Here is a 26,145-nt window from a genome sequence, read left to right on the forward strand (position 1 = left end):
GGTGATTGTCACCCTAGGTAGACGCCAACCGACCAGTAATCGAGAAGCGCGCCACGCCTGACGTCGTGGGGGCGATCCGACCGGCGGCAACGGCTTCAGGACCGTGTACTGCACGTCCGTCAGGTCAGATCTTCGAACACGGCTGACGCTGCTGCCACGTGATCTCGATCCGCGACGGGGCGAACCGCTTGCTTCTCGCACATTCGCCGGGTGCACGGTCACTCGCGGTGAACAGTCGCACGAACTCCCGTTGCTCATCCATCGTCACGTCAGGCCACGCCTCGCGTGTCAAGGCAATGTCGGGCACGTGGACGAGCGGCGGGGAAGTTCGGGCAACTCCCTCGACCCGCTCGCCGGCGGCGATCTCGGCCGCGAACACGTCCAACGTGTCCTCGTCCAGGCGGCAGCCCCACACCTCGCAGGCCTCTTCCAGCTGCTCGCGGACCACCACGACCGGTCGGCCCGCGAACCCGGTGAACACCTCGTCCAGCGCCCACACCAGCGACACCACCACCGGACCAGGCTCGCCTTCACTCACCAAGCCATCGTCGCCAGCCAGCACGCTCGTGATCAGCGGAAACACCCGAACGAGGTGAGGCCAAATCAGAGTGCCGCCCCTACGCCAACGACAACAGGTGGGCCATATCAAGATGCCGACCGATCCCGCGACCCAGCCGCCGGGCCACTTCAGAATGCCGAACCGGGGCCAATTCGACTTGCCGAATCCAGGACGGACCTCGGTGTCGATCTTTGTGATGCCAGTGCGGCTTGGAAGACCTCGGGCGGTGTTCGCCAGTCGACTCTCTTGCGTGGTCGGGTGTTGAGCCGGTGCTCGATGGCGGCGGGGTGGCCGGTGTGTGGACTGAAAGGCCGCTGCGCTTGAGCGGATACTGACGAGCGAGGCCGTTCGTGTTCTCGCACGTCCCGCGCTGCCAGGGTTTGCCGGGGTGACCGAAGAACACGCCCTGGCGGAACAGAGCGGCGATCTGTCAACGCTTCTTCAAATTTGACCCTCTGAGGTTCCCGGAAATTTGACCCCCGGGTTCGAGGTCAGTCCTGGCCCATGTTGTTTTGCTGGTCTTGGGCCAGCAGGTTGCGGCGTTGGCGGGTCCGGTAGGAGTCGCCCGTAAGCGTGAGCACCTCGGCGTGGTGAACAAGCCGGTCGATCATGGCCGCGGCGACTACATCGTCGGAGAACGTCTCTCCCCAGCGTCCGAAGGGCAGGTTCGACGTCACCATGATCGAGCCCTGCTCATAGCGCGAAGCCACGAGTTGGAAGAACAGGTTCGCCGCGTCCTGGTCGAACGGGATGTATCCCACCTCGTCGATGATGATCAGCTTGTAGCGACGGATCTTCTTCAACTCGGCCTCCAGTCGATTGGCCTGGTGGGCCGCGGCGAGGCGGGCGATCCAGTTGCTGGCGGTGTCAAACAGCACCGAATGACCCGCCTGGGTCGCCTTGGCGCCCAGGCCGATCGCTAAGTGCGTCTTGCCAAGCCCGGGTGGACCGAGCAGGATGACGTTCTCCGCCTTCGCGACAAACGTGCTCGTTGCCAAGTGCGCCAACAGATCCCGCCGTAGCGAAGGCAGATGGTCCAGGTTGAACTCCTCCAACGTTTTAACTGCCGGGAAATGCGCGGTGCGGATCCGCATCACGGTGCCCTTGGACTCACGATCGGCGACCTGGCGTTGCAGCAACGCGGCCAGATACTCCTCGTGCGACCAATTCTCGTCCCGTGCCTGCTCGGCCAACTGTTCCCAGAACGTCGCGATCGTCGGCGTTTTCAGAACCCGGGTCAGATAGGAGATCATCGATGGCAAACCGTCTTTCGGTGCTACTCCCGAAGTCTGGGGTTTCAGCGCGCTGGTCGTGCTCACGTGTTACTCGCTTTCGTTGTGGGAGAAGAGAAATCGACACCGAAGAGGGCGTCATAGTCCGGCAGGGCCCGCAACGCGACGACGTGCCCGTCGGCGTGCTGACGATCCGTCGCCGCACGTTGTTTCCGTTGCTCGGCAAAGGGTTTACGCAAGTTGGCCGCGACACCTTGGTGAGCGGGATCGGTGATCACGCCGTGCTTGGCCCACGACCGCTCGTGCTGGGCGACGACCTCACCGTTGCACAACACCGTCACCACCCGCGCGTCGGCGGTGACGTCAACGAACTTGCCGATCACCCGCGGGTCGACCGAGTAGTCGACCGTGTCAACGCGAACGTAGTAGTCCCGGCCGAGCCTGATGCGGTTGTTCAGCCCAATCGGCGGGGCCACCGGTGGCAGCGGAAGCATCGAGAGGTAGTCGGTCTCCAGCAGATCCACCGGCCGGCCCTGCAACGCGCGGACCGTGCGAGCGTTGGCGCGCGTCAACCACTCGCCGAGCTGGATGTTGAAGTCCGCCGGCGAGGTGAAGATCCGCCCTGGCAGGAACGAGGTCTCCAGGAACCCGTTGTTCCGCTCGACCATGCCCTTGAACTCCGGATCCCGTGGCGGCGCCAGCAGGATCTTCGTCGCCAGCGTCCCCGCGAACGCCGCCGCGGGTGCGCTGACCCGGCCGGTTCCGCCGATCGCGGACTCGCGATCCCAGACCAAGGTCTTGCTCACCCGGCCGATCTCGCGGATCAGCTGCCACATCCCTGACAAGATGTCCCCGGCCTGCCGAGAGGGGATCATCGTGGCGGTCAGGAACCGCGAGAATCCCAAGGTCATCACCAATACCGGCAACACACGCTCCTGTCCTGACGCGACCGGGATCCTCGGTTCTGGGAACCACAGGTCGCATTGGGTGATCTGGCCCGGTTCGTAGACCACTCGGTCGACCGGGTCGACACCGACATACTCCGGCCGGATCACCGCCAGCCGCTTCTTCAGCGGTGATATCGAGTGCGGCCAGCTGATCTTCTGCGCGACCACCGGAGCGGGCATCTTCGGCCACTCGGTCAGCAACGCCCGGATCTGCGGCTCGAACGCGTCTACCACCGAACCTCGAGCGGCTCGCTGATACTTCGGCGGCCGATCCGAATTCAACGCCGCCCGCACGGTATTACGGGCCACACCCAGCCGCCTGGCGATCTCCTTGATGGGCACACCCTCCGCACGATGCAGACGGCGGATCTCAGCCCAGTCCTCCACGTTCAGCACCCTCCAAGCATCAGAGGGGGTCAATTTTCAGAGATCGCCTGGGGGTCAGTCTTCACGAATCGTCGACACGATCTGGCTGTGGTGTGCGAGCTCGGGTCCCTGGTGCCAGGCCTGGGTAGGCTGGATACCCGGGGAGCAGGTCACCAGATGCGGCGATGAGGGCGTCGCGAACGGTCCCGGCTCTGTGATCGCCAGGCAGGTGGACCAGCTTGAGGTAGCGGCTGTTGCGGTCCACCACGGTGGCGACCGCAGACTTGTTGCCGCGCCCGACGATCAGGTCGCCTTCCCAGTCACCGATGCGGGTGCGGGACAGACGACCTGTGGGCGGTGGTCGATCAGCAGGGCGGGCGTGACGTACCGGCTGCCTGGCTCGACCGGCCGCCGACGTCGTCTGCGCATCGCCCGACGGTCCGCAGCTTCTTGGTGAGAGTGCGGCTCAGGCCGCCCTTTCCGCCGTGGTAGATCGTCTCGTGGCAGACGTGCCGACGCGGCCTGTCCGGGAACGCGGTGCGCAGGTAGTTGGCGATCTGCTCGGGGCTACAATCCAGCTCAAGCTTGGCCTGCACGACTGCCCGCAGGTGCACATCGAGGATCAGCCGGGTGCTTTTCAAGGTGGTCCCATGCTCGTGGCAGACGACGCCAGCAGCAAAATAGTCCGCACGGTCGACGGTTCTCGCCCAACGGTGAGGAATGGAGGTCGAGCCGAGCAGACGCGCGTTTTGACCGCAGGGAATCCGGCGACGCCATGGTTGATACAGGATACGTAATAGTTTGAGAATCCACCTGACCGGACTGCCAGCACAATCTCAGTTGAAGTCGCGCCTCATCATGACCTCGCGAGTAAACACGCCCAAGATGAGGAACCATCCCAATAGTGCGGTGAGATCGAGCGGCCACGGAAGCAAGTCATGTGGCTCGCTTGAGATGATCGAGATGGTTGACCCTAGGGGTAGCCATCGACCGGCTTCCGGCCACGCCTGCAGGATGAGAGCCGACCCGACGTTAACAGCGAAGACCACGATGGGTGCAAGGAACGAGCTGGGTATCACTACGCCGATGCCCAAACCCATCACTGCGGTGCCGGCGGAAAGCAACACTGCGGTGAAAAGAGCGCGCAGCTCTCCGCTGTCGACAGTGGCTTCAAATGTGATCATCGAGGCGACACCGCCCAGCGCGCCGATCAAGGCTCCGCGGATCGCTGTGGAAACACCTGAGGCAGCCAGGACCGGCATCCGGTGGCCTGCGAGGATGGTGCGGGAAACGAGGCGATGGTGGCGATCGATCGCGTATCGGGTGGCCCCGTAAATCATCGCAATGACGACAACCTGAATCAGTGTGGCATCTTGGCCCACTGACCGATCAAACGCCAGCCCGATCGATAGCGCCAGCGCCATCCCCGCGAAGCCGAAGAGAACATAGTCTACAGGCAGGCGCATGAATTCTGCACGCAGCAACCGCAAGGTCATGTAAGCTCCCGGCGCTCGAACACTCGCCATCCGGTAAACACTGCGAGCGCCAGCCATAGCAGCACGATCAACGCGCTGAGCCACGCACCGAACAGCTTGGGAAAGTACCAGTTCCCGTGCATGACACCGGCGAGGGCGCTGTAGGGCAGGAGGCGCGCGATTTCTGGTGCTGTATCGAAAAGTGGCAGCTCGACTGTGAACGGCAGCATCATGGAGACTGTCGTAGCGATATAGTAGTTCGGCAGCATCCAACCGATCGAGACCCCGATGGCACCGGCGAGAACGGACGCGATCATGCAGCCGAGAAGCGCCTGCCCGGTATCGTCGCCGAGGTCGAATACCTGATCCCGCTGACTGAGGACGACGGCGGTGAAGGTGCTCCACCCTGCGGCGCCAACCAGTCCGACGACGAGTCCGACTACAGCGCCGGTGATCAGCTTGCCTGTGAAGACGTGGTCCTTGCGGTTTATCAGCACCGCACGTTCGATGGACTGATAGTAGTAGTCCCGGGTCACAATGAAGCAACCGGCATAGGTTGCGGCGACCGGACACGCGACGAGATAAGCCAGCATGGCCTTGGTCGCCGCTGCGGGATCGACCGCACCCGAAATGGCGCCTTTGCCGCCGAAGTTCCAAGCGCAGTAGGGAAGTGCCACAGCGACGGCGAGCACGGCAAGGGCCCGGAACCCGCTGCTCAGCTTGAGAAGTTCGGCTCGGGTCGCCTCACGCATGGTCATGCGGTCCGGTCTCGGAGTTGACCAGATCGAAGTATCGGTCCTCGATGTCCTGCGTGCCACCGGATGTGAGCTCATCGAGGGAACCCTCGAACATCACTCGTTTGCTGATGATCACTACTTCGTCGGCGGTCTGTGCGACATCGGCGAGTTGGTGGCTGGAGAGCAGGACAGTGCCTCCGTCGGCGGCGAAGCCCCGCAAGAAGGTGCGAAGCCATCGGATTCCTGCCGGATCCAATCCATTGGCTGGCTCGTCGAGGACCAGGAGTTCCGGGTCGCCGATCAGTGCAGTGGCCAGGCCAAGTCGTTGTGTCATGCCGGTAGAGTATTTTCCCAGCCGATACCGAGCGGCACCTGTCAACCCGACCTTGTCCAATATGGGATCCACGCGGCTGCGAGGCACCCCAGCTGCGGTAGCGCAGATCTCTAGGTGCCGACGACCGGTAACACCGGTTTCGAAGCCGATGCCGTCCATGTGCACCCCGACCCGCCGGGCTGGGTTCGCAAGTCGGCCGTACGTTTGGCCGAACACGGTGGCATAGCCCGATGTTGGCCGGACCAAGCCGAGAAGCCCACGCAACGACGTGCTTTTGCCCGCCCCGTTAGGGCCGAGCAAACCCACGACGCGACCGGAATGAACTTCGAAACTGAGATCTTCCACAGCAGCCACGTTGCCGTAGCGTTTGCTGAATGCGCTGAATGTGACGGCTGTTGCCATGTTCGCCCTACCCTCCGAATACGTCGTTCCAGGCCGATTGCCCCTGCGCGTAGAGCCAGCGCGCGAGGGGCTGTGCCGACCCTGGCACGGTGGCACCGCCGGCGGTGTCCAACTGCGCAGACGAGACCCCCTCGAGTGGGAGGGTGATCGCATCGATCGTCGCGTCCGCTTGAACCGGAGCCAAGGTCTCGATCGGCACCGTTGCCGGGACTGGATGAGCAGCGCCCACCCGCGCGACCCCTTGCGTGGTGCTGAGTACCAGCCCGCGACGTTCCAGCCAGACGCGGTCGCCCGAGCGTATGGTGGAAGGGTCCGTACCGATCGGCAAAGCCAAACGGACGCTTGAGCCGTCGCGGGTATATCCGCCGTGGACGTCGTCGTGGATGTTGATCAAACTGAGTGGTGCGGCAAGTACCAGACCAACCAGCAGTGCTGCCCCCGTGATCCGGATGTAGCTCGCTCCTCCCCGTCTCGCGTTGCGTAGTGCCAGGGTTGCCCGGCGGGCGAGCCAGTACACCACGAATACGATCAGAAGGAGCCGGGCGATGGCGCCTACGACGCCCATGTTGAGCAGTAGGTATCCCCACCGATTAGCGGCGGCCGCCAGCACCAACCCAGGGAACAGGATGCAGAGCATGCCGAAGGGAACTGCCCATCTCAGCTTCGGCAACTCGCAGGTGAATGCTATACCGAACAACCTGCGGTCGAGCCATCCACGCGCGTCGGCTATCACCTTCTCGCGCAGATGAGGGATGTCCAGATAGGACATCAGGGCCAAGTAGCCGTCGAGTTTGATCCACGGGATCAGGTTCACGATTGCGCTGAGATAGCTGGCCATTGCGAAGCCAACCAGCATTGTCCGCCCGTCACCATTGGGCATGACGAGCGCGACCAGTGCTGCGACGCTGCTCATGACTGCTTGGGCGGCAACGCCGGCCATCGCCACCATGACACGCTGGCGTGAGTTCGCCAATCGCCAGCCGTCAGTCACCTCACAGAAGCACGCTGGGGTAAGGTAGAACAGCATGATGCCTAGCCAGCCTGGTCTTCCTCGGTAGTGGGTCAAGGTCGCGCCGTGGCTAAGCTCGTGGAAGATCGTGGAAACGCCCAGGCCGAGCCAGACCACTGCCATCGAGGTAAACGGTAGCGGCTCGCCGAGGGTCGCACTCACGATCCTGTGCTGCGCGATCAACGCGAGAATGCCAACGAAGCTCACAAGCAGCGTGGCAGGCAGGACAAAGGACCCGCGAAGCCGGGTGAGCATGGGCCGCGCAGGTTCCAGCACCCGGTAGGCTTGGATCAATCGCAGTTGCAGGTTCATCCACGAGACCGCAACGAAACGGCGTTCCGGTTTCGGTCCAGTGGTGCCCGGCTCCGTCAGCAGCCCGAGTGCATGGAACCTGTGCACCGCGACTGTCACGAGATCCGGTGTCCACTGTGGTCCCAGCATGGCCGCGAGGGCTTGCGCATCTCGTTCGCCGTCGATGGTCGCCAGCAGGGCTCCGATGTCATCGCTGACACGCAGCGGGTTGCTCCCCTGCCTTTCCACGATCCATGGCGCACCGTCCTCCATAGGGTGGTGCACGATGACCCACGGCGCTAGCCGCGGATGCGTCAGATCGATAGAGGTCATGTGATGTGTTTCTTCGACGCCGCCGCCATGTTCATGGCAGGGGTTGTGGTCCGCACCATTACGGATTCTGTGTACAGCTTGTGAATCTCGGGGGTGGTGAGTCCTGCCAGCATGGGCAGCCTACCGCCCCAGGATGCGACAGCGCGCTCGGCGGCCTCGGCGACCGAAGCGGAGGAGGCGGTGACGGAGTGTTCGATTCGCCAGCGTTGCAGCAGTTCACCGAGACCAGTCACCGGTTCGGATTCGTTCAGCCAGGTCCAAGCTTCTACGAGTTGGGCAACGTTGCCGTAGCGGGTGTCGCCGCGCACGATCCGGGTCCAGACACCAGGGAGCACACAAGCGGTGGCGACCATCTTCCGCAGCCCCAGGGTGGTGGACAGTTCATTGGCTAAGTACCAATGCTTGGGTGCATAGGGAGCACGCCCGGTCAGTGTCCATCCCGTGTGCGTCGCGGCGCTGAGCATTGCCGCGGTCAATCGGACATCCGATCCCGTATCGCCTGCTGCGATCCGGTTTCCTGTGTCCAGCAGATGTTTCGCAAGCATCGCTGCCTCGGCGTCAGGTAAACCACCGACATGGGCGCTTCCGGCAACCGCGCCGATGATGCGAAGCAATGCCTCGAAAACACCTTCGAGAAGCAAGTACTCGGGCAACGAGGCCGTGAGCTCAGGGTCAAGCACCGCAAGGTCAGGTCGCAGCGCAGCGCCGACGACGAGCCGCTTCCGCCCATCCATCCGCACGCAGGCAACCGGGCTTACCTCCACACCGGTGCCAACGGTGGTGGAAACGAACACACGGCGTACCAAGGTATTCCTCACGCCAGGCACGATGATCGCGCCTGCGCGTTGCCCCCAGCCCTGCAGCAAATCGACATTTCGCGGATCCGCGTGGACCAGGCAAGCGAGTTTCACGACGTCCAGGACACTGCCGCCGCCAATACCGATCACGGTGGACGGCGCCTTCTCCGCAATGTGCCGCGCTAACCCTTGCACGGTCCGCCAGTCGGCCTCATGTGCGTCGATTTGTATCGCCGGCTGGTCGATGGCGACTGCGGAGTCCGTGATGACCAGGGACTTCTGGCCACAGGCTCGTCGCGCCTCCTGCCAAGCCCCTGCCCCTGCCTGCACCGGTGTGGATGAAACTCGCCGCAGCATCATGACGCCGCCTGGTCCAAAGCAACCATCAGCAGTGTCTCCAGCTCGTCGAAGTCATCAGAGGTGTATGTGAGAGCGGGAATCAGTTGGACGCAGTCGGGGCCGAGTTGCAGCAGCAGGCCGGCTCGCCGAGCGGCTGCCGCAACCGCGACCGAGTGTGCTCCCAGGTTCAGTGCGCGGAAGCAGCCCGCCCCACGATGTCCGAGTACCAATGGGTGCGCCGACAGCCGATGGAGAATGCTGTCCAGCAGGGCGCTGTTCTCCGCCGCCCGGGTACACGCGTCGAGCGATGCCATCTCTCCGATGGTCGCGAGGATTGCAGCGCAGCTGCTTGGGGTGCCAGCTTGGGTCTCCCCGTGGACCAGTACCGAGTCAGCATTCTCGAATACGTCGCAGACCTGATGTGAGACGACGACGGCCGCGGCTGCACAGGTTCCATTGGTAAGGCCCTTGGAAGTGATGAGGACATCCGGCCGTGTCGGCCAGGTCTGTGAGGCGAAGTATGAGCCTGTCCGGCCGAACCCGGTCGCCACCTCATCTGCAACCAGCAGGAAACCATGCTCCGCGCGGAGCCGATCAAGCGCGTTGATGAATCGTTCACGCACGGGGTGAGCGCCTGAACCAAGCACCGGTTCCACCACCACCGCGGCGACCCGATGTCCTTCTCTCCTCAGCAATGCCTCAAGCTCAGTCTCGTCGCGATGATCAACGTGCCGCACCAATCGATGATCGATGCCATAAAGCTGCTGACCAAGGGGCTCTCCTGTGAGCGCGAAACTTCCGTAGGTCAGCCCGTGGTAACTGCCTTTCAAGCCAACCACGATCCATCGTCGTTCGTCTCCCCGCAGCGCCTGGTAGTGCCGGACCAGCTTCATTGTCGCGTCGTTCGCGGCCCCACCCGAGGTAGAGAACAGGACACGACCAAAGTGCTGCGGGCCGCACACTCCCAGCAGGGTCGTCGCCGCTTCAACGGCGAGATTGTGGCCTCCCCTGAAGAGCGTCATGTAAGAAGCCTCGGTGAGCGAGAGTGCCACCGCGTCGGCAATCGCTTTGTTGCCATACCCGAGGTTGGCATTCCACAACCCACTTGTCGCGCACAACGACCATGTGCCGTCGACGAACCGGACTCGACTGCCGATCGCGGCCACTGCATGTTTGTCGGGCTGTCCGTACTGGCTGGGTGGGATCAGTGACTCCCATACCGGATATCGCTCACTCATCAGCTGCTCCAGCACGGCGGCAGATCAGCTGGAACTGCACCTGTTCGCCAGGTTCGCCGCGCCGAATCTCGACGACCTCCAGCCCGGCTGCTCTGACTTCGTCGGCCAGCTCCTTCGAGCTGATCATGTGCCGAACACTCGTGAAAAGCGCACGGTGCGCGGTGACCTGACTGTTGACCTCTTCCTGAAGAACGCTGGTTGTGAGTATCCTGCGGCGGCCGTCGAAGTGCAGATAGAACGTGATCACTGAGTCGTCGTCGACGACCACCGCGACACGTTCGGCGGGACGCATCCCCGAAGTCAACGTCTCGGCATGATCAATCCCGCTGACATAGAACACGCCGCCAGCGGCGAGGTGCTGCCGCACCCGCAGGAAGAGACTCGCGCGCTGCCGCGTATCGAGCAGGGTTACCGAGAATGCAGCCAGTACGATCAGCGCGAAAGAGCGACCGAGAGAGAAGTCGGTCATGTCGGCCTCGACCAGACTGATGCGTTCGTTACGTAGACGAGACTTCAGCAAGCTCAGCAGCGACGGTGAGTTGTCCACGGCGACGACCTGACGGCCTCGCGCGCCGAGTGGAAGAGTCAGCCGGCCGGCACCGCAGGCCAGCTCCAATACCGGGCCGGTGATGCCGTGCGCAAGCCTAAGCACCTCACTGATCTCCGTCGTATCCTGGCCACATGTCCTGTCATAGACCGCGCCGCCCGCAGGACCGTACAGCGGCTCGGCTCGCAAGCCGTACAGCTCCATCAGCCGCCCCGCAGTACCTGGAACAGCCGTCATGCCACAACCTCGCACAGCAGCACACCGGCGTCCGCGAGTCTCGTAGTGAGAACCTCAATTGCTGCGCGTGCGGTAACGCGATCCAGCCCCAAATGGACTGTGGCCAGTGTGCAAGAGCCCTCGATGGACCCCGTGATCAGCAGGAGTTCGACGAGCCTGGCTGCGTCTTGGCCAAGCTGGAACACGCGTCCCTGGCCTGGGTCGCAGATGAGATGTTCGTCGTCGTTCCACAGCACTAGCGGAGCATCAGTCGGCTCGTCCAGGGCAGTGGGAAGCCCTGCGGTGAGGCGCCCGCCGAAGCCGGAAACTCTGTAGCCCGTTCGGCCGGTCGTACCCAGGCCCCCCAACACGTCAAGGGCTCGCAGATAGCGGGAGAGCCATGGTCGCTCCGCTCGAGCTCGATCCACGCTCTCCGCGGCCACCACGCCGTTTAGGCAGAGATCGCCCGAGGTTGGCGCAACCGCTGCTTCGATGAGGTGATCCACATCGGACTCCACCGTCCCGAGCCGTTGCCCTCCTGGGGCCGTGTACACGTCGCCGCTTGTGGCCACATATAAGCGTGCCGCACCTGCGCAGGGATGGGTACTTCCCAAGGCACATTGATCCGCGAGAAACACGCCTGGCTGCAAGAGTTGATCGACAAAGACTCCTGTGCGACGAGCCAGATCAGCGTCCTGGAGATAGGCGTCGTAGTCCTCCGCTCCGGTAACCAGCACGATCGTCGCCCCGGTCGCGACGACGAACGGGGTTGAAAGGTAATCCTGAGAGGAGACAAGCAATCCATCGCCGATCAGGAGCTCGTCACCGGGGGTGGACACCCCACCTTCGTACACCACTACGTTCCGAACCCCGCCTGCTGGTGCTGGGCTGAACACGGAACCCTGGCCACTGCTGAGGCGCAGGGCATAGTCAAGGTGGTTCGCCGATTCCAGGAATACAACTCGCCCGAAGTCGTCAGTCATAAAGGGCGTGCCAACGCGCAACTGCAAGACATCGGCGAATGTTGTCCGGACATCATGCCGAACCTCAGAGTCGACCGCAGATACCGGCGGGTGTTCAAAATTATCCATTACCTCGTGTTTCCTCGCAACGTCAGCGCAGTGCCCCGTTCGCTGGCAGATCTGACCTACATCAAAATTGACACTTCGCCACCTGGCTCAAAGCAAGTCTACGCAAACTCGGCAAGTAAGCAAATTTGAATAAATCACAATCAATCTTGTGGTCATTCACAGGAATTCGTTCTATCGTCACCCGCCGGGGGGATGTTCATTGCGATACCTTGCAGTGAAACGAACTGGCCGCCACACTCACGACGTGAACCGAACCGCTTCGAAACATCAAGTTCCGCAGTAGACGCGGCGAACGTGCCACACAGCACCGCCGCTCATCTCGGTTCACCTACGCGCGAGCTTCAGAGTTTCAAGATCGAAACGGGCGGCAGGGGCACGCTGGCCCAGCCTCGAACGAGTGCCGTGGCACACGTCAACCCGCTGCATGATTTTGCTAGCTGACATAGGGAGGTGAAATGTTCGGAGCGGAAATGTTTGTTGAGACGCAAGACGAGGTCGCACGAGGCCTGGACCTGTCTGTCCAGGAACTTGAGGTCATGGTGGGTCCTCGCTGCGGCGGAAACGTCAGCCAGAATGCGTGCGACGCGTCCCTGGGCGGCGCACTCGGCCTTGCTCTCGTAAGTACCTTACTCGTCATCGGAACCTAGCCGAGGCGAACTAGCAAACCAGCTACGCAAGAGGGGGTGAATTCGTGTACGACGCCATCCTGGGCAACTCGAGCGACGAGGCCAGTTCGATGATCGATCTATCGATCATCGAACTGGAAGAAATCACAACTCCAGATGTCAGCAGCTTCCTTGCTGGCATGGGAACGGCCTTCGCGTTTGGAGGACTCCTCCTTGCGGCGACGTGATACAAAGGAGGCTCCGGAGGAGTGACCCTCACTTCCTCCGGGCTTTCTTTGTTCTTGGGCTTGACCCGTTTTGACGGACATCTCGGATCAGGGGCGCGGGTAGCGTCTTTGGGAAGGATGTTCATCATGGTGTCCATGGGCAAGAAGAGGCCTCAGCGGGCTCGGCGGGTGTTCACACCGGAGTTCAAGGCCGAGATCGTGGGGATATGCCAGCGTGGTGAGCGGTCGATACCGCAGGTGGTGCACGATTTCGAGTTGACCGATTCCGCGGTACGGAAGTGGATCAAGCAGGCCGAGATCGACGCCGGGGCCCGGACCGACGGCCCGACCAGCAGCGAGCTGGACGAGCTGGCGGCGTTGAAGGCCGAGAACCGCCGGCTTCGTGGGGACGTCGAGATCCTGAAACGAGCCACGGCTTTCTTCGCGAACGAGACCCGGTGAACGTGTATCCGTTCATCGAGGCGGAGAACGCCGGCCCCACCGGCAACGTGAAACGTTCCTGTGAGCTACTTCAGGTCTCCCGAGCCGCCTACTACGCCCACCGCACCACCTCCGGGTCCCGGCACGACCGCGACGACACCACCCTCTCGCGGAAGATCACCGAGATCCACGCCCGCTCCACCGGCACCTACGGCGCCCCGCGAATCCACGCGGAACTGGCCGCGGGCGGGGACCGTCACGGACGGAAACGGATCGCCCGGCTCATGCGCGCCCAAGGCCTGCGCGGCCGGATGGCTCGACGCTGGCGCACCACCACGATCCCCGATCCCGGGGCCGGACCCGCACAGGACCTCATCCACCGCGACTTCACCCCCGGCTCCACCGTCAACCAGCGCTGGTGCGGCGACATCACCTACATCCACACCTGGGAAGGCTGGCTCTACCTGGCGACGGTAATCGACATCTCCTCCCGCCGTGTCGTCGGCTGGGCGACCGCGGACAACCTGCGCACCGACCTCATCGACCAGGCACTACGCAGCGCGGTCACCCAACGCCGACCCCGCCCCGGAGTGATCTTCCACTCCGACCGAGGATGCCAATACACCTCCAGCCAGTACACACGCCTCGCACGCGAGCTCAACGTCCGCCTGTCGGTGGGACGCAAAGGCGAATGCTGGGACAACGCCGTCGCCGAATCATTCTTCGCCACCATCAAAACCGAACTACTCGACCGGCAAGCCTGGCCCACCAAAGCCTTGACACACAAGGCAATCTTCACCTACATCGAAGGCTGGTACAACACCCACCGACGACACTCCAGCCTCGACTACCACAGCCCAGCAAGCTGGGAAACCCTCCACAACCACACACAAGTAGCCTAACCACAACCCTCAACAACCCCGTCCGTCAAAACGGAGCGATCCCATCTCTCAAGCGTCGAGTGTCACGCCGCTGAGCACAGCAAGGGGAGCGCCCATTCGATATGATGTACGAATGACTCAGAATAGTTTCGATGCGAGTACCAAACGGCTCTTGGGTCTCCTGGTGATCGCCGTGGCTCTAATACCCATCAGTAACGCCGTCACGGACCCAGCTTGGCTACGAGTATGCATCTTGATCCTTGCGGTAATCCTCCTTGTCACTACAGCATTTCTGTTGCTGCGAAGCTCGCGTCGTAAGCGGGCACAGAAGGATTGACTGGTGGATGCCACCCCAGTGAGCCAGGCAACACTTTTATGGTTGCTCGTTGGAGAACCCAGAATCTGCTCTCCGAGACGCTCCCAAGAGATTGCGTTGCTCATGCCAAGCAGCGGATCCTCATTCTGACTCTGGGAGGCAATGCCGCTCAAGAGTCCGTTCTACGCCCGATAGTGCGATGGCCGCTGTAGCGCGGCGAGCATGTTTCCGGCGCGATTGCAAGCAAACACCACTCGTAGGCTTCGGATCTCTGCCACCGCTGGTGATCGAGCATCACCAGCGCAAAGGCTCGGTGACGGCCATGAGCAGCCCGAATGGCGCAAGCAGCATCTGAAGCGAAGTTGCGCTCGAGCAGGCCCGCGGCTCGCGGGGCGACCGGGTCCGGGATCGTGGTCCGGTACTTCTTACTTCGGAGGACGCCGGTCAGGCGCTGGGCGAGCGCATGGCCCGGTCACCGTGCCGAACCCAGCTTCCGGCAGCACTGTCCGGCGGAGAAGAGCCAGCACTTCCCGGCGCCCATACAGTCCCCCGGAGCCTGCACACGCTCACCCGGCTCGGCTGGCGGCGAACGCCGCCGAGCGGACGGAGTCCTTGAGCAGGGCGTCGGTGACGGTTCGGGGCCGCGACCCAGCGCGTTCAGGGCAGCAAGGAATCGATCCGACGGCATAACCACCAGCCCGCAACTGATCGACGAACGCGACGATCATCCGTTTCGGTGTCGAGTTCGCTTGCGGAGAAAATCGTCGCGGACTTGAGCACCTCGTTGACTCACGCAGCCGCTTGACTCCGCCTGCAGCCGCAACTCCTCCCGATCATCATTAGTCACACTGGACGTCGAGCCGCGAACGCCTCCCGGTTGGAGCCCATACTGCCTACCTCGCTGCCTGATTCAGCCACCAGCCTGGTTGGCGAGTAAGCCACGCCGAATGTCTGTTCGTGCTGTCAAATGCACAAGCGTGTTGTTCGATGCGTTCAGAGATTTCGATATCCGTTGCCTTCTGCCAGTCGGGCAGGTCGCCCCAATTCGCTACGTAGGATGGCTTCGTGTTGGGAAGGTGCTTGTAAATCTGGCCGATCCAGCACAGCGGACGAAGCGCCGTTTCTGGTCCGGGGTGAGTTTGGCGGTGGCGCCGCCGGTGGCCTCGATGAAGGCGAGGACTTGGTCGTACACGGCGGTCGCGGCGTCGCGTTCCGGCCGTGTCATGACAACCGTGTAAGCCGCGGATGGACCAAGATCGGATCGTCGTTGGCGATCCGGGAAGGCCCTTTCTGTGACGGAGAACACACCCTGCCCGGCCGGCTCGTCGTCGGCTGAAGTGTTTGCCGGAGCGCTTCCGCCGGAGGTATTGGACGCGCTGGTCAAAGAAGCGCACGCGAGCGGCGGTTCTTGGGTGTGCAGGAATTGCTGAACCAGATGACAAAAGCAGTGCTCGAACGTGCGCTGGATACCGAAATGACCCATCATCTCGGATATGAGAAAGGAGATCCCGCCGGAAACGGCAGTGGGAACTCCCGGAACGGCCGGTCGACGAAAACGGTGTCCACGACCAATGGGCCGGTCGAGCTGGCGGTGCCCCGCGATCGAAACGGTTCGTTCGAGCCGGCGATCGTGCCGAAACGCGCGCGTCGCCTGGGGAATATCGACGAGGTGATCCTGTCGCTGTATTCCCGTGGAATGACGACCCGCGATATCGAATCACACCTTTATGAAGTTTATGGCGTGAACGCCTCACGACAACTGATTTCCAACGTCACCGAGGTGGTTGCCGACGAGATCGCACTGTGGCAGACGCGTCCGCTGGACGAGGTCTACCCGATTCTCTACGTCGACGGCATCCGCCTGCGGATCAAGGACAAGGGCATGGTGACCACGAAGGTCGCCCACCTGGCCGTCGGCGTGGACGTCGAAGGCCGCAAGCATGCCCTCGGCTTATGGATCGCCGACAGCGAAGCCGCGAAGTTCTGGGCCAAGGTCGTCACCGACCTGCGCAATCGGGGCCTGCGGGACATCCTGATCGCCTGCTGCGACGGGCTGACCGGACTGCCTGACGCGATCCGCGGCGTCTTCCCCGACACCGTGGTCCAAACGTGCGTGGTCCACGTGATCAGAAACGCGATGCGGTTCGTCTCCTACGGTGACCGCAAGAAAGTCGCCGCCGGAATGCGATCCATTTACACCGCACCCACACTCGAGGCCGCCGAGACCGCACTCAAGAACTTCGACAAAGAATTCGGCACCCAATACCCCGCCGCAGTCCAAGTCTGGCAGCACGCATGGAACGAATTCACCCCATTCCTGGACTACCCAGCCGAGCTGCGCCGAGTTGTCTACACGACAAACCTCATCGAGAACATCAACTTCCAGCTCCGAAAACTCACCAAGAACCGCGGTCACTTCGACAGCGACGCCGCCGCCATAAAACTCCTCTACCTCGGACTCCGGAACATCACCAGCCACCGCGGAGGACCATCAGGAACCGGAACCTGGGATGGAAACAAGCCCTCAACACACTCGTCGCACTCTTCCCCGGACGCCTACCAATCCACTAAAATAACCACACAATCATCCGTGGCTTACACGGAAATCATGACAGGGCCCGCGTTCCCAGTCCGGGATCTCGTCCCACGGAGTGATGTAGCCGGGCTTGGGCTCGCCGGGGTAGTGCTTGATGACTCCGGCGATCCAGGCCTCGCGGAACATGCGGCCACGGTCATTCTGCTGCATCCTATCGTCCTCCATCATGTGGCGCGATTGCCACCGAGTTCGGTGATCTCGACGTCGAGTCGCTCGATCTGCTGGTGGGTGAGAAATGTGATGACATCGGACCTTGTAAGTCCGCACAAGAGTGAGTCCAGGCCGGCGCGTGAGCTGTCGCCGGAGCAGGTTGCCGCAGCGGCGAGGGAGGCCGAAGCGAAGGCGCGGGGTTTGGCATGACCGGCCGGACGACCTGCTGAAGCTGTTCACCAAGAATGTGCTGGAAACCGCGCTGAATGAGGAGATGACCTAGCACCTCGGTCATGAGAAGAACCAGGCCGAGCCGGATCGTGAGTCGACGAATGTGCGGAACGGCACTCGACCTAAAGTGGTGGTTTCGGATGCTGCGGGCGACGTTGTTATCAACGTGCCACGGGATCGAGAAAGTACGTTCGAGCTTCACATCGCGAAGAAGCGGCAACGCCGGCTTACTGAGGTGGATGAGATCATGTTGTCGTTGTATGCGAAGGGAATGGCAACCGGCTATATCTCGGCGCATATCTCCGAGATCTACGGAACTTCGGTCAGCAAAGACGATCTCGCGGATCACCGACGAGGTCATCGCCGAGATACAGGACTGGGTCAGCCGGCCGCTCGACGCGGTGTACGTGGCCGTGTTCATCGACGCGATTCACGTCAAGGTCCGCGACGGACAGGTGGCGAACCGGCCTGTCTATGCCGCTATCGGCGTTACCGTGCTCGGGTGGAAGGACGTGCTCGGACTATGGATGGGCGCTGGCGGTGAAGGCGCAAAATTCTGGATGAGCGTGCTGATCGATCTCAAGGACCGCAGTGTTCGGGACGTGTTCTTCCTCGCCTGCGACGGCCTCAAAGGTCTGCCCGAAGCTGCGACGAACGCGCGGCCGCACACCATCGTCCAAACGTGCATCTTCCATTTGACCCGCAACACTTTCCGGATCGCTTCTCCTCGGGACCGAGATGCGGCGAGTTCGTGCCCTTCCTCGATCGAGACATCGAGATCAGGCGCATGATCTGCTCCACCAACCCGATCGAATCATTGAATGCCCGCTACTGGCAGGCAATCCGCGCGCGAAAACATTTCCCGACCGAACTGGCCACGATTAAGTGCCCGTACCTTGTGACCCGTAGTATGGACTCGACCGGGACGGGCCGCGCCCGATGGGCGATGCGCTGGAAACCTGTGCTTAACGCCTTCGCCATCACCTTCGGTACTCGCTGGTCGGGAGCCGAAACCCACAGATCAACAACGCCGGAAAATACCGATCACGGGGCAGGCCCATCTGTCCCAGAAGAGGCAGAAGAATGAACACGGTCAGGAAAAGTGTCTCAGGATGATGTGGTCATTTGACCCCGACGCTCGCCATGATGACCCCGTTAGTCGGGTCAACGGTAGTAGATTTCGACGTGGCCGTGGGTGCTGCTGTCATCCACGATAAGGGTGTTATACCCAGAATTCGTGGGATATTTTGGATAGCTGGTGTTGTTGGTCGTCCAGTTGATTACCTTCGGCGCCTCGTGGCACGGCTGCAGGGTGAGCTTGATGTCCGTGAAGGCGACGTGTTCCCCCTCTGCAGGCAACGTGGTATCAGGGCCAGGGAAGTCGCGTTTCTCAATATACTCCATGATCCCCTCGGCCGCGCTGGGTCGCGTATAGGTGAGGTCCGCGTCCGGGTAGCCGACGAACGACACACGGTAGGCGTAGCCATCCTTGTTCTTCCCCATGAAGTCGATGACACCGGTCACCGATGTGCCGGGCGCGACCTCGACGATCTTGCCGTGCACATACTTCCCGCCGATCTCGCCCCAGTTCGCGAGGGTGTATTTCGGCTCATTGAACCAGCACCATCCCAGCACCGGCTGCAGGATGCCGTCGTTGCCGCCAGTCACAGCATTCCAGATCGAGAAAGGCATACTCTTCTTGGACCAACCACAGTCCCGATCGATAGGCGGGGAGGGGACTGTCCAGGTCGTGGAGAACTGTTGAATGTTCTTCTGCGAGTGATCCATGGCGGCTTCACCGTCGAGTTCCGGGTCCCCGCAGCGACTCGACATGCTCGCCGCCGGGGCGACCAGGTCGCGCGGACCGCCGGGCCCGACCGGACCGAGGTCACCCCGCTTCTCGCCCGTATGCAGGTCAAGCCTCTGCAGCCGCCCGTCGATTACCCTTACCGTTTCGCTGTTGGTGATCTCCACGACCTCGGCCTGAGGTGCGAGCCCGAAAGGCGTCGGTGCGCAACCCTCCATCGGCTTTGATGACGCCTGCGGCGGTACCGCAGCCGACAGTGCCACGACTTGCAGCATCGCCACCAGAACACTGGCCTTCATCGCTACTCCTATCCACGACTCGGTCCCCCGTATCTGAGAATGCGCAACTGCCACGCCCGCCTCACTCCTATCTACCCGATAGAAGAGTGCGGACACCCGCACGGGTGACACACTCGCACTACGCGAATGTCAACATGCAGCACTCGCACGTCGGCATGTGGCTCTGGGGCACGTTGGTGTTCGCCGCCGATATCGCGAGGGGTCAGGGGCAGGCTGTCGCGTTCGGACAGCAAGTGGATCTTCGAGCGGAGTTTGCCCGATCTGCCGGGCTGGGGCCGGTCAGGGCCCCCTTCTTTTGGTCCGTACGAGGTGCTGTCCACGATCGCGCGCGACCGGTCGAGCAAGGCTTTGCTGCCGAGGGGCGCTTGAAGTCGATCTCGCCCGCGGCGCTGCGTCGAGAGTGGCGGGCGCGGCTGGCGGCTACTTAGAACGATGCCCGCTCCCGTGGCACCTACGAAGCACCGCGCGTGCACGTCGAACTGTGCCTGAGGATGGGCATCATGGGAGCAAGACGGTCGCCAAGCTCATGCAGGCGGCAGGGATTCCACGGTAGTGGACCGCACCCGCAGATCGAGGCCTGCAGTGAGCACCTGGTCAACCACAATTTCCTGTGTACCCAACCCAATCTGCTCTGGGTATGCGACGTCACCGACCATCCCAGCCGGACAGGCAACCGTAGCCGCAGCGAGGTCTTGGACGCGTTCACGGCGCTTGATCGTGGCTGGTCCATCGAGACCAGCCAGAACACCAACCTCGTTGCCAACGCCCGGAAGATGGCGCTCGGCAGCTGCGACCCCGCAGCCTGGCACCGCTTTCAGGCCGACCACGACGTACAGTTCGCCTCCTGGACGTTCACTAACCGCTTCCAACAGGCCGGGCTAATGCCTCGCTCGGGACAGTCGGTGACGGCTACGACAACGCGATGATGGAGTCATTCGGGTCGAAGACGCGAACGCCATCCCGTTCGAGTCGGCTAACAACCGGGCGAATCGGGTAGCAGGCCTCCGTGCTGCCGCCACGGTGAACTCTTGACAAGGAGAGTGCGGTCTCCAATATACTTACGATACCGTAAACGTAAGCAGTGGGATGGACGGGCCTGGTGGACGGTGGGATGACAACGCATTTCCCTGAGACGTTCTGGTGGGGTATCGCAGCTTCCTCGCCGCAGGGTGAGGGTGCCGCACCGGCCTCGGACTGGCGGGCGTGGGAACTCGCCGAGAAGGTGCCACCGAGCGGGGCGGGCAACGGCTTTGCTACAACGTACGCTGAGGATTTTCGCCGTTGCGCGGAATATGGCCTCAGGCACTACCGGCTGGGTATCGAATGGGCACGGATCGAGCCGGAGGCCGGTCGGCGCGATCCGGAGGCGGTGGAGCACTACCGCGCGGTACTGGAGGCCGCCCGTGAAACCGGCATAGAACCGTGGGTGTGCCTGCACCATTTCACACTTCCGGTCTGGCTGACCGAGGACGGTTCGGGGTTTTGTGACGAGCGGGCGCGTACCTATTACTGGCGTCGGCATGTGGAGTTTGTCGCCGAGACCTACGGCAGCTTGGTGTTCGGCTGGCAGCCGGTGAACGAACCGCTCAACTACGCGATCAATGGGTTCCTGGATGGAGTGTTTCCGCCCGGTGCGCGTGACCAGAACCTTGCCGGCGTCGCGCTGGAGGGCGCGTATCTGGCAAGCGCGGAGGCGGCCGGGGTGTTGCGGCAGACAGCGAAGCCTGTCGCGACCGTCCAAGCCCTCGCACCTGTCTTCCCGGCAGACGACAGCGAGGACAGTGCGGCGGTCGTCGATTTCGTGGAGGAGGCGGCCTGGGGGTGCTGGTTGCGTGCGTTACGTGAAGGAGTCCTGACGGTTCCCGGTCGGCCGCCCGTGGCGGTGCCCGCGTTCGTGGAGGCGTTCGACCTGATCGGGTTCTCGTACTATTCGGCTGTTGGGCTTGCGTCAGGGCCCCGCCTTGTTCCTTATCCGCCTGGTGCCAGAGTCGGCCCACTGAGCTACGCGCCATGGAGTGACGGCCTCGGGCTCGTGCTCGACCGGCTCACCTGGGAGTTGCCAGGCAGGGCTTTCCTTGTCGCCGAGCATGGTGTGGGAACCGACGATGATGCGTGGCGCTGCGAGATTCTGCACGATTCGCTCAGGATTGTCGCCGATCGGGTGAACCGCGGCATGGATCTGCGTGGGTTCTTCCACTGGACCGGCGTTGACAACTACGAATGGCAGCACGGCTTCGAGGTGCCCTTCGGTATTTTTGACCGCGCTCGGCGGCCGCGCGCTTCAGCTGAACTGCTCGGCCACGTCGCTACCAGCGGCCGCTTGCCCACTTCCGGGAATGACTACGAGACACGCTTCGGCGTTAAGTGAGGATTCGGAGATGACCATTGTCAGTCGGGCGTACGCGCTGTTGGCGGGCTTGTCACCAGCGACGAGCCGTCGAGTCGGTGTAGAGCGCGGTATTGCGATACCGATGCCAGATGGTGTGGTGTTGCGTGCTGATCGCTGGTTTCCAGATGAGGCCGGAGGCGATCGGGCCCCCATTCTCCTCGCGATGTCGCCGTATGGTCGATCGGACGTGAAGGTGCCGTACGGTCGACTCGGTGCGGAGCGCGGGTACCAGGCGCTGATAGTGAGTGCTCGTGGTTCCTTTGGGTCCGGCGGGCAATGGGTTCCCTTTCGCGATGCGCAAGCCGATGGAGCAGCGGTGCTCGACTGGCTGTCTGAGCAACCGTGGTTTTCCGGCAGGGTTGGCACGGTCGGCGGCAGCTATCTCGGTTTCACCCAATGGGCGGTCGCCAAGGAGCCGCCGTCGTGGTTGCAGGCGATGGCGCCCGCGGTCACGACCGGGAACATGCAGCGCATGGCCTATCCCAGCGCTGGCGCCTTCGCGTTGGAATCCGCCTTGACCTGGCTCGGTGGTCTTGAGCATCAGGAGAGGCCGCTGCCGCAAGCGGTCATGCACGCGGTACACACCATGAGAGGAGTTCGTGCCGCCGCCGACAGGCTCCCGCTGTTCGAGGTCGATCTCGCCATGGTCGGCAGGCAGGTGCCGTGGTTTCAGGACTGGCTCGTCCACGATACTCAGGACGATCACTGGTGGGTCGAGATCGACGGTTCCCGCGCCGTCGAGACCACGCCGCCGGCGAGTATGGTTGCCGGCTGGTACGACCTGTTCCTGGCCGCGCAACTCGATGATTTCCGACGGCTCAAGGCGGCCGGTCGGTGTGTGCGGCTGACCGTAGGGCCGTGGACGCACAACAGCCCCGGCAACGGGGCTGCGGGATTGCGCGACACATTCGACTGGATGGGAGAACATTTGCGAGGCACCAGGTCGGCACGCTCCGCATCCAGCCGGGTCCGGGTTTTCGTGCTGGGGGCGCGCTGCTGGGTGGACCTGCCTGACTGGCCTCCGACGGCTGAAACGACGCACTGGCATCTGCATCCGGATGGTCGCCTGTCCACCGAACCACCGCCGGAGTCGGCACCGGACCGGTACCGCTACGACCCTGCTGATCCGACACCCTCGGTCGGTGGCCCATCGCTGAATGCCGCCACTGGCGGGTGCAAGGACAATCGCCGCCTCGAGGCGCGCCCTGATGTGCTGACCTACACCACCGGCAGCTTGGCCGAGGACCTCACAGTGATCGGCGACGTTACCGCGGAACTATATGTCCGGTCGAGCCTGGAGCACACGGATTTCTTCGTCCGGCTCTGCGATGTGGCGCCGAGCGGACGTTCGAGCAACCTGTGTGACGGTATCGTGCGGCTGACGCCGAAAAGCGTGGAGAAACGGGGAGACGGGTCGCTGCGAGTGCGAGTCCGACTGTTTCCGACGGCGAATACATTCCTGCGCGGCCATCGGATCCGTCTGCAAGTGTCGAGCGGCGCACATCCGCTGTATGCGCGCAACACCGGCAGCGGCGAACCACTCGGGAAGGCGACCACCTTGGTCGCGGCGGACCAGGAGGTTTTCCACGACCCCGCGCGGGCGTCACGGATCGAACTACCCGTCGTTTCGGCGGTCGGGCCCGTACGCGGGCATCATCGCCGGTTCCGGGCGGAGGGGCGATCGTGACCGTGCTCAGCCGGCTACTCGGCGCAATGGCCGGGCTCCCGCCGACGCGAAATCGGCATGTCGGCGTGGTGCGTGGACTGCGTATCCCTATGCCTGACGGGACAGTGCTGCGCGCTGATCGCTGGTTTCCGGACAACGTGGCCGGTAACCGCGCCCCTATCCTTCTGACCAGGCTGCCTTACGGCCGCGGCGGCCTCATGGGGCTCGTGGGCAGGATCTATGCCGAGCGTGGTTACCAGGTGCTGATCGTGAGCTGCCGGGGTACGTTCGGATCCGGTGGGGAGTGGGTACCGTTCCGAAATGAGCGTGCCGACGGAGTGGCCGTGTTCGACTGGCTGTCGGCCCAGCCGTGGTTTTCCGGCAGGGTCGGGCTGTTCGGTGCGAGTTACTTCGGCCTTACGCAGTGGGCGGTGGCAGGGCAAACGCCGTCATGGGTGCGGTCGATGGCACTCGCGGTCACGTCGGCTAACTTCGGCCGGTTCGTGTTTCCCTCGGCAGGGCTGCTCGCGCTCGAATCGGCGACCACGTGGCTGTACGGCCTCGAACACCAAGAACGCGGGCTTCTCGCGCGCTGGGTGGCGGCCCAACGCATGCGCCGTCGTAAGGCTGCAGCGTACGCCACGTTGTCGCTTGACACCGTGGATGAGGCCGCCGTAGGGCACCGAGTCGACTGGTTTCAGGACTGGCTGGTCCACGACAGCCCGGACGATCCGTGGTGGAGCGAGATCGACTTCGGTCGGGACTTGGACTCAATGCCGCCGGTGAGCATGGTCGCCGGCTGGTACGACATCTTTGTCATCGAACAACTCGCCGAGTTCGAGGCGTTGCGGACAGCCGGTCGGCAAGCCCGCCTTACCGTTGGTCCGTGGAAGCACGCATCCGCCGGTACCATCGCCGCCACTTTCCGGGACGCGCTGGACTGGGCGGACATCCACCTGAACGAGGAAGAACACGCCCGGGAGCGCGGTACCCGCGTTCGGGTGTTCGTTATGGGAGCTCGCCGGTGGGTGGATCTGCCGGACTGGCCCCCACCGGCCGATAGCGTCGCCTGGCATCTGCACACCGAGGGAGTGCTCTCGCTAGAACCATCGAAGCCAGGGCGGGCGGGGCGGCACCGCTACGACCCTGCCGCCCCGACCCCGTCGGTCGGCGGACGGTCGCTGGACCTTCCTCTCGCGGGTCCGAAGGACAATCGCCGCTTGGAAGCGCGCCCGGACGTACTGACCTACACCACGGACGCACTAATTGAAGATCTCACGGTGATAGGCCAGGTCCGCGCCGTCCTGTACGTGACCACTACTGTGGACTACACGGACTTTTTCGTGCGGCTGTGCGACGTGGCACCGAACGGCCGGTCGACGAACCTCTGCGACGCCGTGGTCCGGGTGACCCCGACGGAAATCGACCGGCAAGACAATGGAGCTTTCCCGCTCACTATCACGCTATCGCCTACGGCTAATACCTTCGCCCGCGGTCATCGGATGCGACTCCAGATTTCCGGCGGAGCGCACCCGCTGTATTCTCGTAATCCCGGCAGCGGCGAACCGGCTGGAAAGGTCACCACCTCAGTCCCGGTCGAGCACCAGATCCTGCACGATCCGGAACATCCTTCCCGGGTCGAGTTACCCACCGTCGGGACAGTCCGTGCCACCGGGCCACTGGCAAGGATGCGTACCCGGTGGACGTGACCGGCGCACTGCTCGCAGCAGCCCGTCTATCTAGCCCGGCGGTGTGGCGAGGTTGATCGCAGTGTCGGTGGCGAGCGCCTCGATGCCGCCGACGACCAGACGAACGGCGATCTGTTCGACTTGCTCTTGGAGGACGTCGTCCTCGCTCCAAAAGTCGAGCGCCGATCGAGCCTATGGTGAATCTCTGCTCCTCAGGCCTGTTGCAAACGGCGCTGTACGCCGATGCTCAGGCCGCGGTGATGCGCCGGTTCATCAACGGTGAAGTACAGATGCAGCGCGCAGCGGAGGAACGCCGTAGCCGCCAACGGCTTCTTGACCGAGTGTGCCCGCTTATTATGACCTGCATGTCATCCTCGGTGAAGCACTGCTCCGTCAGCATGCTGGCGGCAAGGACGTCATGTTGAGCAGCATCAACACCTCCTTGGCATGGAGCAGACGGCACAGCGTGAAGATCCAGGTTCTTCCGTTCGACAGGGGCGGATGGGCGATCAGCCCGTCAGCGATCCTCAGCTTCGACGGCGAAGAAGATCCCGACATCACGTATCTGGAGTACACAGCCGGTGGCGAAACGGTGGAAAATGAGGGACGTATGGGACCTCGTCGGCACGTTCGAGGACGTGGCCAAGCGCAAGGCCGAGTCGGCGGTCGTCCTCACGCGGGAACCGAACCCGTTCGCATGAACCCCTCCAGGACATGGTCTGAACCGTCATACGGGCGGACTTGGGGATGGCCATCCTCGAGGCTGAGGGTGGTCTAGCATGTGGCCTTCGAGTTGGAGTCACGTGTCGTCGGGGTTGTGGAACGGTGGTCACTGTGGGCAGGCAGGGCCGCCGCCTAGGAATTATTTTGCTCCACCTGGCGCTCCTGGAGCAGAGTGTATTGATGATGAGTTCGACGTACCGGTTGACCCCCTTT

19 protein-coding genes and 4 pseudogenes are annotated in these 26,145 nt (G+C 62.9%); 10 read left to right on the top strand and 13 right to left on the bottom strand.

The annotated features are described in order from the left end of the window. Positions 1–124: 124 nt before the first annotated feature. From ACLARN_RS39785 to mpaB, 12 genes are all read right to left on the bottom strand, one after another. Positions 125–538, bottom strand: a complete 414-nt coding sequence (locus ACLARN_RS39785) for a hypothetical protein (RefSeq protein WP_409496651.1) — start codon at positions 536–538, stop codon at positions 125–127. Between the two features lie 512 nt (positions 539–1,050). Beyond that, positions 1,051–1,812 carry an IS21-like element helper ATPase IstB gene (istB, locus tag ACLARN_RS39790; protein ID WP_409496678.1) on the bottom strand — a complete coding sequence of 254 codons (762 nt, stop codon included), beginning with the start codon at positions 1,810–1,812 and terminating at the stop codon, positions 1,051–1,053. 62 nt (positions 1,813–1,874) lie between these two features. Next, positions 1,875–3,134, bottom strand: coding sequence for an IS21 family transposase (gene istA / locus ACLARN_RS39795; RefSeq protein WP_409496652.1), 1,260 nt, complete (start codon positions 3,132–3,134; stop codon positions 1,875–1,877). A 335-nt stretch (positions 3,135–3,469) separates the two neighbouring features. Further along, positions 3,470–3,745 carry a hypothetical protein gene (locus tag ACLARN_RS39800; protein WP_409496653.1) on the bottom strand — a complete coding sequence of 92 codons (276 nt, stop codon included), beginning with the start codon at positions 3,743–3,745 and terminating at the stop codon, positions 3,470–3,472. A gap of 195 nt (positions 3,746–3,940) precedes the next feature. Next, on the bottom strand, positions 3,941–4,600 hold the full coding sequence (locus ACLARN_RS39805; protein WP_409496654.1) for a hypothetical protein: 660 nt from the start codon (positions 4,598–4,600) through the stop codon (positions 3,941–3,943). Next, on the bottom strand, positions 4,597–5,337 hold the full coding sequence (locus ACLARN_RS39810; RefSeq protein WP_409496655.1) for a hypothetical protein: 741 nt from the start codon (positions 5,335–5,337) through the stop codon (positions 4,597–4,599). The genes ACLARN_RS39805 and ACLARN_RS39810 overlap by 4 nt, the downstream gene beginning before the upstream one ends. Next, complete coding sequence (locus ACLARN_RS39815) at positions 5,324–6,052, bottom strand: ABC transporter ATP-binding protein (protein ID WP_409496656.1); 729 nt, start codon at positions 6,050–6,052, stop codon at positions 5,324–5,326. Before ACLARN_RS39815 ends, ACLARN_RS39810 begins: the two co-directional genes overlap by 14 nt. A gap of 7 nt (positions 6,053–6,059) precedes the next feature. After that, on the bottom strand, positions 6,060–7,685 hold the full coding sequence (mpaP, locus tag ACLARN_RS39820; protein ID WP_409496657.1) for a daptide biosynthesis intramembrane metalloprotease: 1,626 nt from the start codon (positions 7,683–7,685) through the stop codon (positions 6,060–6,062). Continuing rightward, positions 7,682–8,842, bottom strand: coding sequence for a daptide-type RiPP biosynthesis dehydogenase (mpaC, locus tag ACLARN_RS39825; RefSeq protein WP_409496658.1), 1,161 nt, complete (start codon positions 8,840–8,842; stop codon positions 7,682–7,684). The genes mpaP and mpaC overlap by 4 nt, the downstream gene beginning before the upstream one ends. Continuing rightward, positions 8,839–10,074: a daptide-type RiPP biosynthesis aminotransferase gene (mpaD, locus tag ACLARN_RS39830; RefSeq protein WP_409496659.1), complete on the bottom strand. Its 1,236-nt coding sequence runs from the start codon at positions 10,072–10,074 to the stop codon at positions 8,839–8,841. The genes mpaC and mpaD overlap by 4 nt, the downstream gene beginning before the upstream one ends. Further along, positions 10,052–10,843, bottom strand: coding sequence for a daptide-type RiPP biosynthesis methyltransferase (gene mpaM / locus ACLARN_RS39835; protein WP_409496660.1), 792 nt, complete (start codon positions 10,841–10,843; stop codon positions 10,052–10,054). Before mpaM ends, mpaD begins: the two co-directional genes overlap by 23 nt. After that, a complete protein-coding gene (gene mpaB / locus ACLARN_RS39840; RefSeq protein ID WP_409496661.1) occupies positions 10,840–11,913 on the bottom strand; it encodes a daptide biosynthesis RiPP recognition protein in 1,074 nt (357 codons plus the stop codon). Before mpaB ends, mpaM begins: the two co-directional genes overlap by 4 nt. Before the next feature lie 691 nt (positions 11,914–12,604). On the opposite strand from mpaB, the gene ACLARN_RS39845 reads away from it, so the two are divergent. The 5 genes and pseudogenes from ACLARN_RS39845 to ACLARN_RS39865 form a co-directional block, all read left to right on the top strand. After that, positions 12,605–12,766, top strand: coding sequence for a hypothetical protein (locus ACLARN_RS39845; protein ID WP_409496662.1), 162 nt, complete (start codon positions 12,605–12,607; stop codon positions 12,764–12,766). Between the two features lie 135 nt (positions 12,767–12,901). Beyond that, positions 12,902–13,204, top strand: a pseudogene (locus tag ACLARN_RS39850) (transposase); the annotation flags it as partial. After that, positions 13,204–14,088 carry an IS3 family transposase gene (locus ACLARN_RS39855; protein ID WP_409496663.1) on the top strand — a complete coding sequence of 295 codons (885 nt, stop codon included), beginning with the start codon at positions 13,204–13,206 and terminating at the stop codon, positions 14,086–14,088. The pseudogene ACLARN_RS39850 and the gene ACLARN_RS39855, both read left to right, overlap by 1 nt. A 1,632-nt stretch (positions 14,089–15,720) precedes the next feature. Then, positions 15,721–16,954: pseudogene (locus ACLARN_RS39860) on the top strand (IS256 family transposase). Positions 16,955–17,307: 353 nt separating this feature from the next. Continuing rightward, positions 17,308–18,378 (top strand): annotated as a pseudogene (locus tag ACLARN_RS39865) (IS256 family transposase); the annotation flags it as partial. Between the two features lie 146 nt (positions 18,379–18,524). On the opposite strand, the gene ACLARN_RS39870 reads toward ACLARN_RS39865, so the two are convergent. After that, positions 18,525–19,466 (bottom strand): hypothetical protein, encoded by a 942-nt coding sequence (locus ACLARN_RS39870; protein ID WP_409496664.1) that lies wholly within the window; start codon positions 19,464–19,466, stop codon positions 18,525–18,527. A 467-nt stretch (positions 19,467–19,933) separates the two neighbouring features. Here ACLARN_RS39870 and ACLARN_RS39875 point away from each other — a divergent pair, with 467 nt between their 5' ends. The 5 genes and pseudogenes from ACLARN_RS39875 to ACLARN_RS39895 form a co-directional block, all read left to right on the top strand. Next, positions 19,934–20,392, top strand: coding sequence for a hypothetical protein (locus tag ACLARN_RS39875; RefSeq protein ID WP_409496665.1), 459 nt, complete (start codon positions 19,934–19,936; stop codon positions 20,390–20,392). 185 nt (positions 20,393–20,577) lie between these two features. After that, positions 20,578–21,834: a family 1 glycosylhydrolase gene (locus tag ACLARN_RS39880; protein ID WP_409496666.1), complete on the top strand. Its 1,257-nt coding sequence runs from the start codon at positions 20,578–20,580 to the stop codon at positions 21,832–21,834. 10 nt (positions 21,835–21,844) lie between these two features. Beyond that, positions 21,845–23,542: a CocE/NonD family hydrolase gene (locus ACLARN_RS39885; RefSeq protein ID WP_409496667.1), complete on the top strand. Its 1,698-nt coding sequence runs from the start codon at positions 21,845–21,847 to the stop codon at positions 23,540–23,542. Next, entirely contained in the window at positions 23,539–25,230 is a 1,692-nt protein-coding gene (locus ACLARN_RS39890) for a CocE/NonD family hydrolase (protein WP_409496668.1), read from the top strand. The genes ACLARN_RS39885 and ACLARN_RS39890 overlap by 4 nt, the downstream gene beginning before the upstream one ends. 397 nt (positions 25,231–25,627) lie before the next feature. Beyond that, a pseudogene (locus ACLARN_RS39895) lies at positions 25,628–25,762 on the top strand (hypothetical protein); the annotation flags it as partial. Positions 25,763–26,145: the final 383 nt, after the last annotated feature.

It is taken from the genome of Amycolatopsis sp. cmx-11-12, assembly GCF_046269425.1.
Taxonomy (GTDB): domain Bacteria; phylum Actinomycetota; class Actinomycetes; order Mycobacteriales; family Pseudonocardiaceae; genus Amycolatopsis.

Coding starts and splice junctions, on each gene's coding strand:
- istB (WP_409496678.1), bottom strand. CDS start 1,812: ATGATCTCCTATCTGACCCGGGTTCTGAAAACGCCGACGATCGCGACG.
- ACLARN_RS39805 (WP_409496654.1), bottom strand. CDS start 4,600: ATGACCTTGCGGTTGCTGCGTGCAGAATTCATGCGCCTGCCTGTAGAC.
- ACLARN_RS39810 (WP_409496655.1), bottom strand. CDS start 5,337: ATGACCATGCGTGAGGCGACCCGAGCCGAACTTCTCAAGCTGAGCAGC.
- ACLARN_RS39815 (WP_409496656.1), bottom strand. CDS start 6,052: ATGGCAACAGCCGTCACATTCAGCGCATTCAGCAAACGCTACGGCAAC.
- mpaP (WP_409496657.1), bottom strand. CDS start 7,685: ATGACCTCTATCGATCTGACGCATCCGCGGCTAGCGCCGTGGGTCATC.
- mpaC (WP_409496658.1), bottom strand. CDS start 8,842: ATGATGCTGCGGCGAGTTTCATCCACACCGGTGCAGGCAGGGGCAGGG.
- mpaM (WP_409496660.1), bottom strand. CDS start 10,843: ATGACGGCTGTTCCAGGTACTGCGGGGCGGCTGATGGAGCTGTACGGC.
- mpaB (WP_409496661.1), bottom strand. CDS start 11,913: ATGGATAATTTTGAACACCCGCCGGTATCTGCGGTCGACTCTGAGGTT.
- ACLARN_RS39870 (WP_409496664.1), bottom strand. CDS start 19,466: ATGAAGGCCAGTGTTCTGGTGGCGATGCTGCAAGTCGTGGCACTGTCG.
- ACLARN_RS39880 (WP_409496666.1), top strand. CDS start 20,578: ATGACAACGCATTTCCCTGAGACGTTCTGGTGGGGTATCGCAGCTTCC.
- ACLARN_RS39885 (WP_409496667.1), top strand. CDS start 21,845: ATGACCATTGTCAGTCGGGCGTACGCGCTGTTGGCGGGCTTGTCACCA.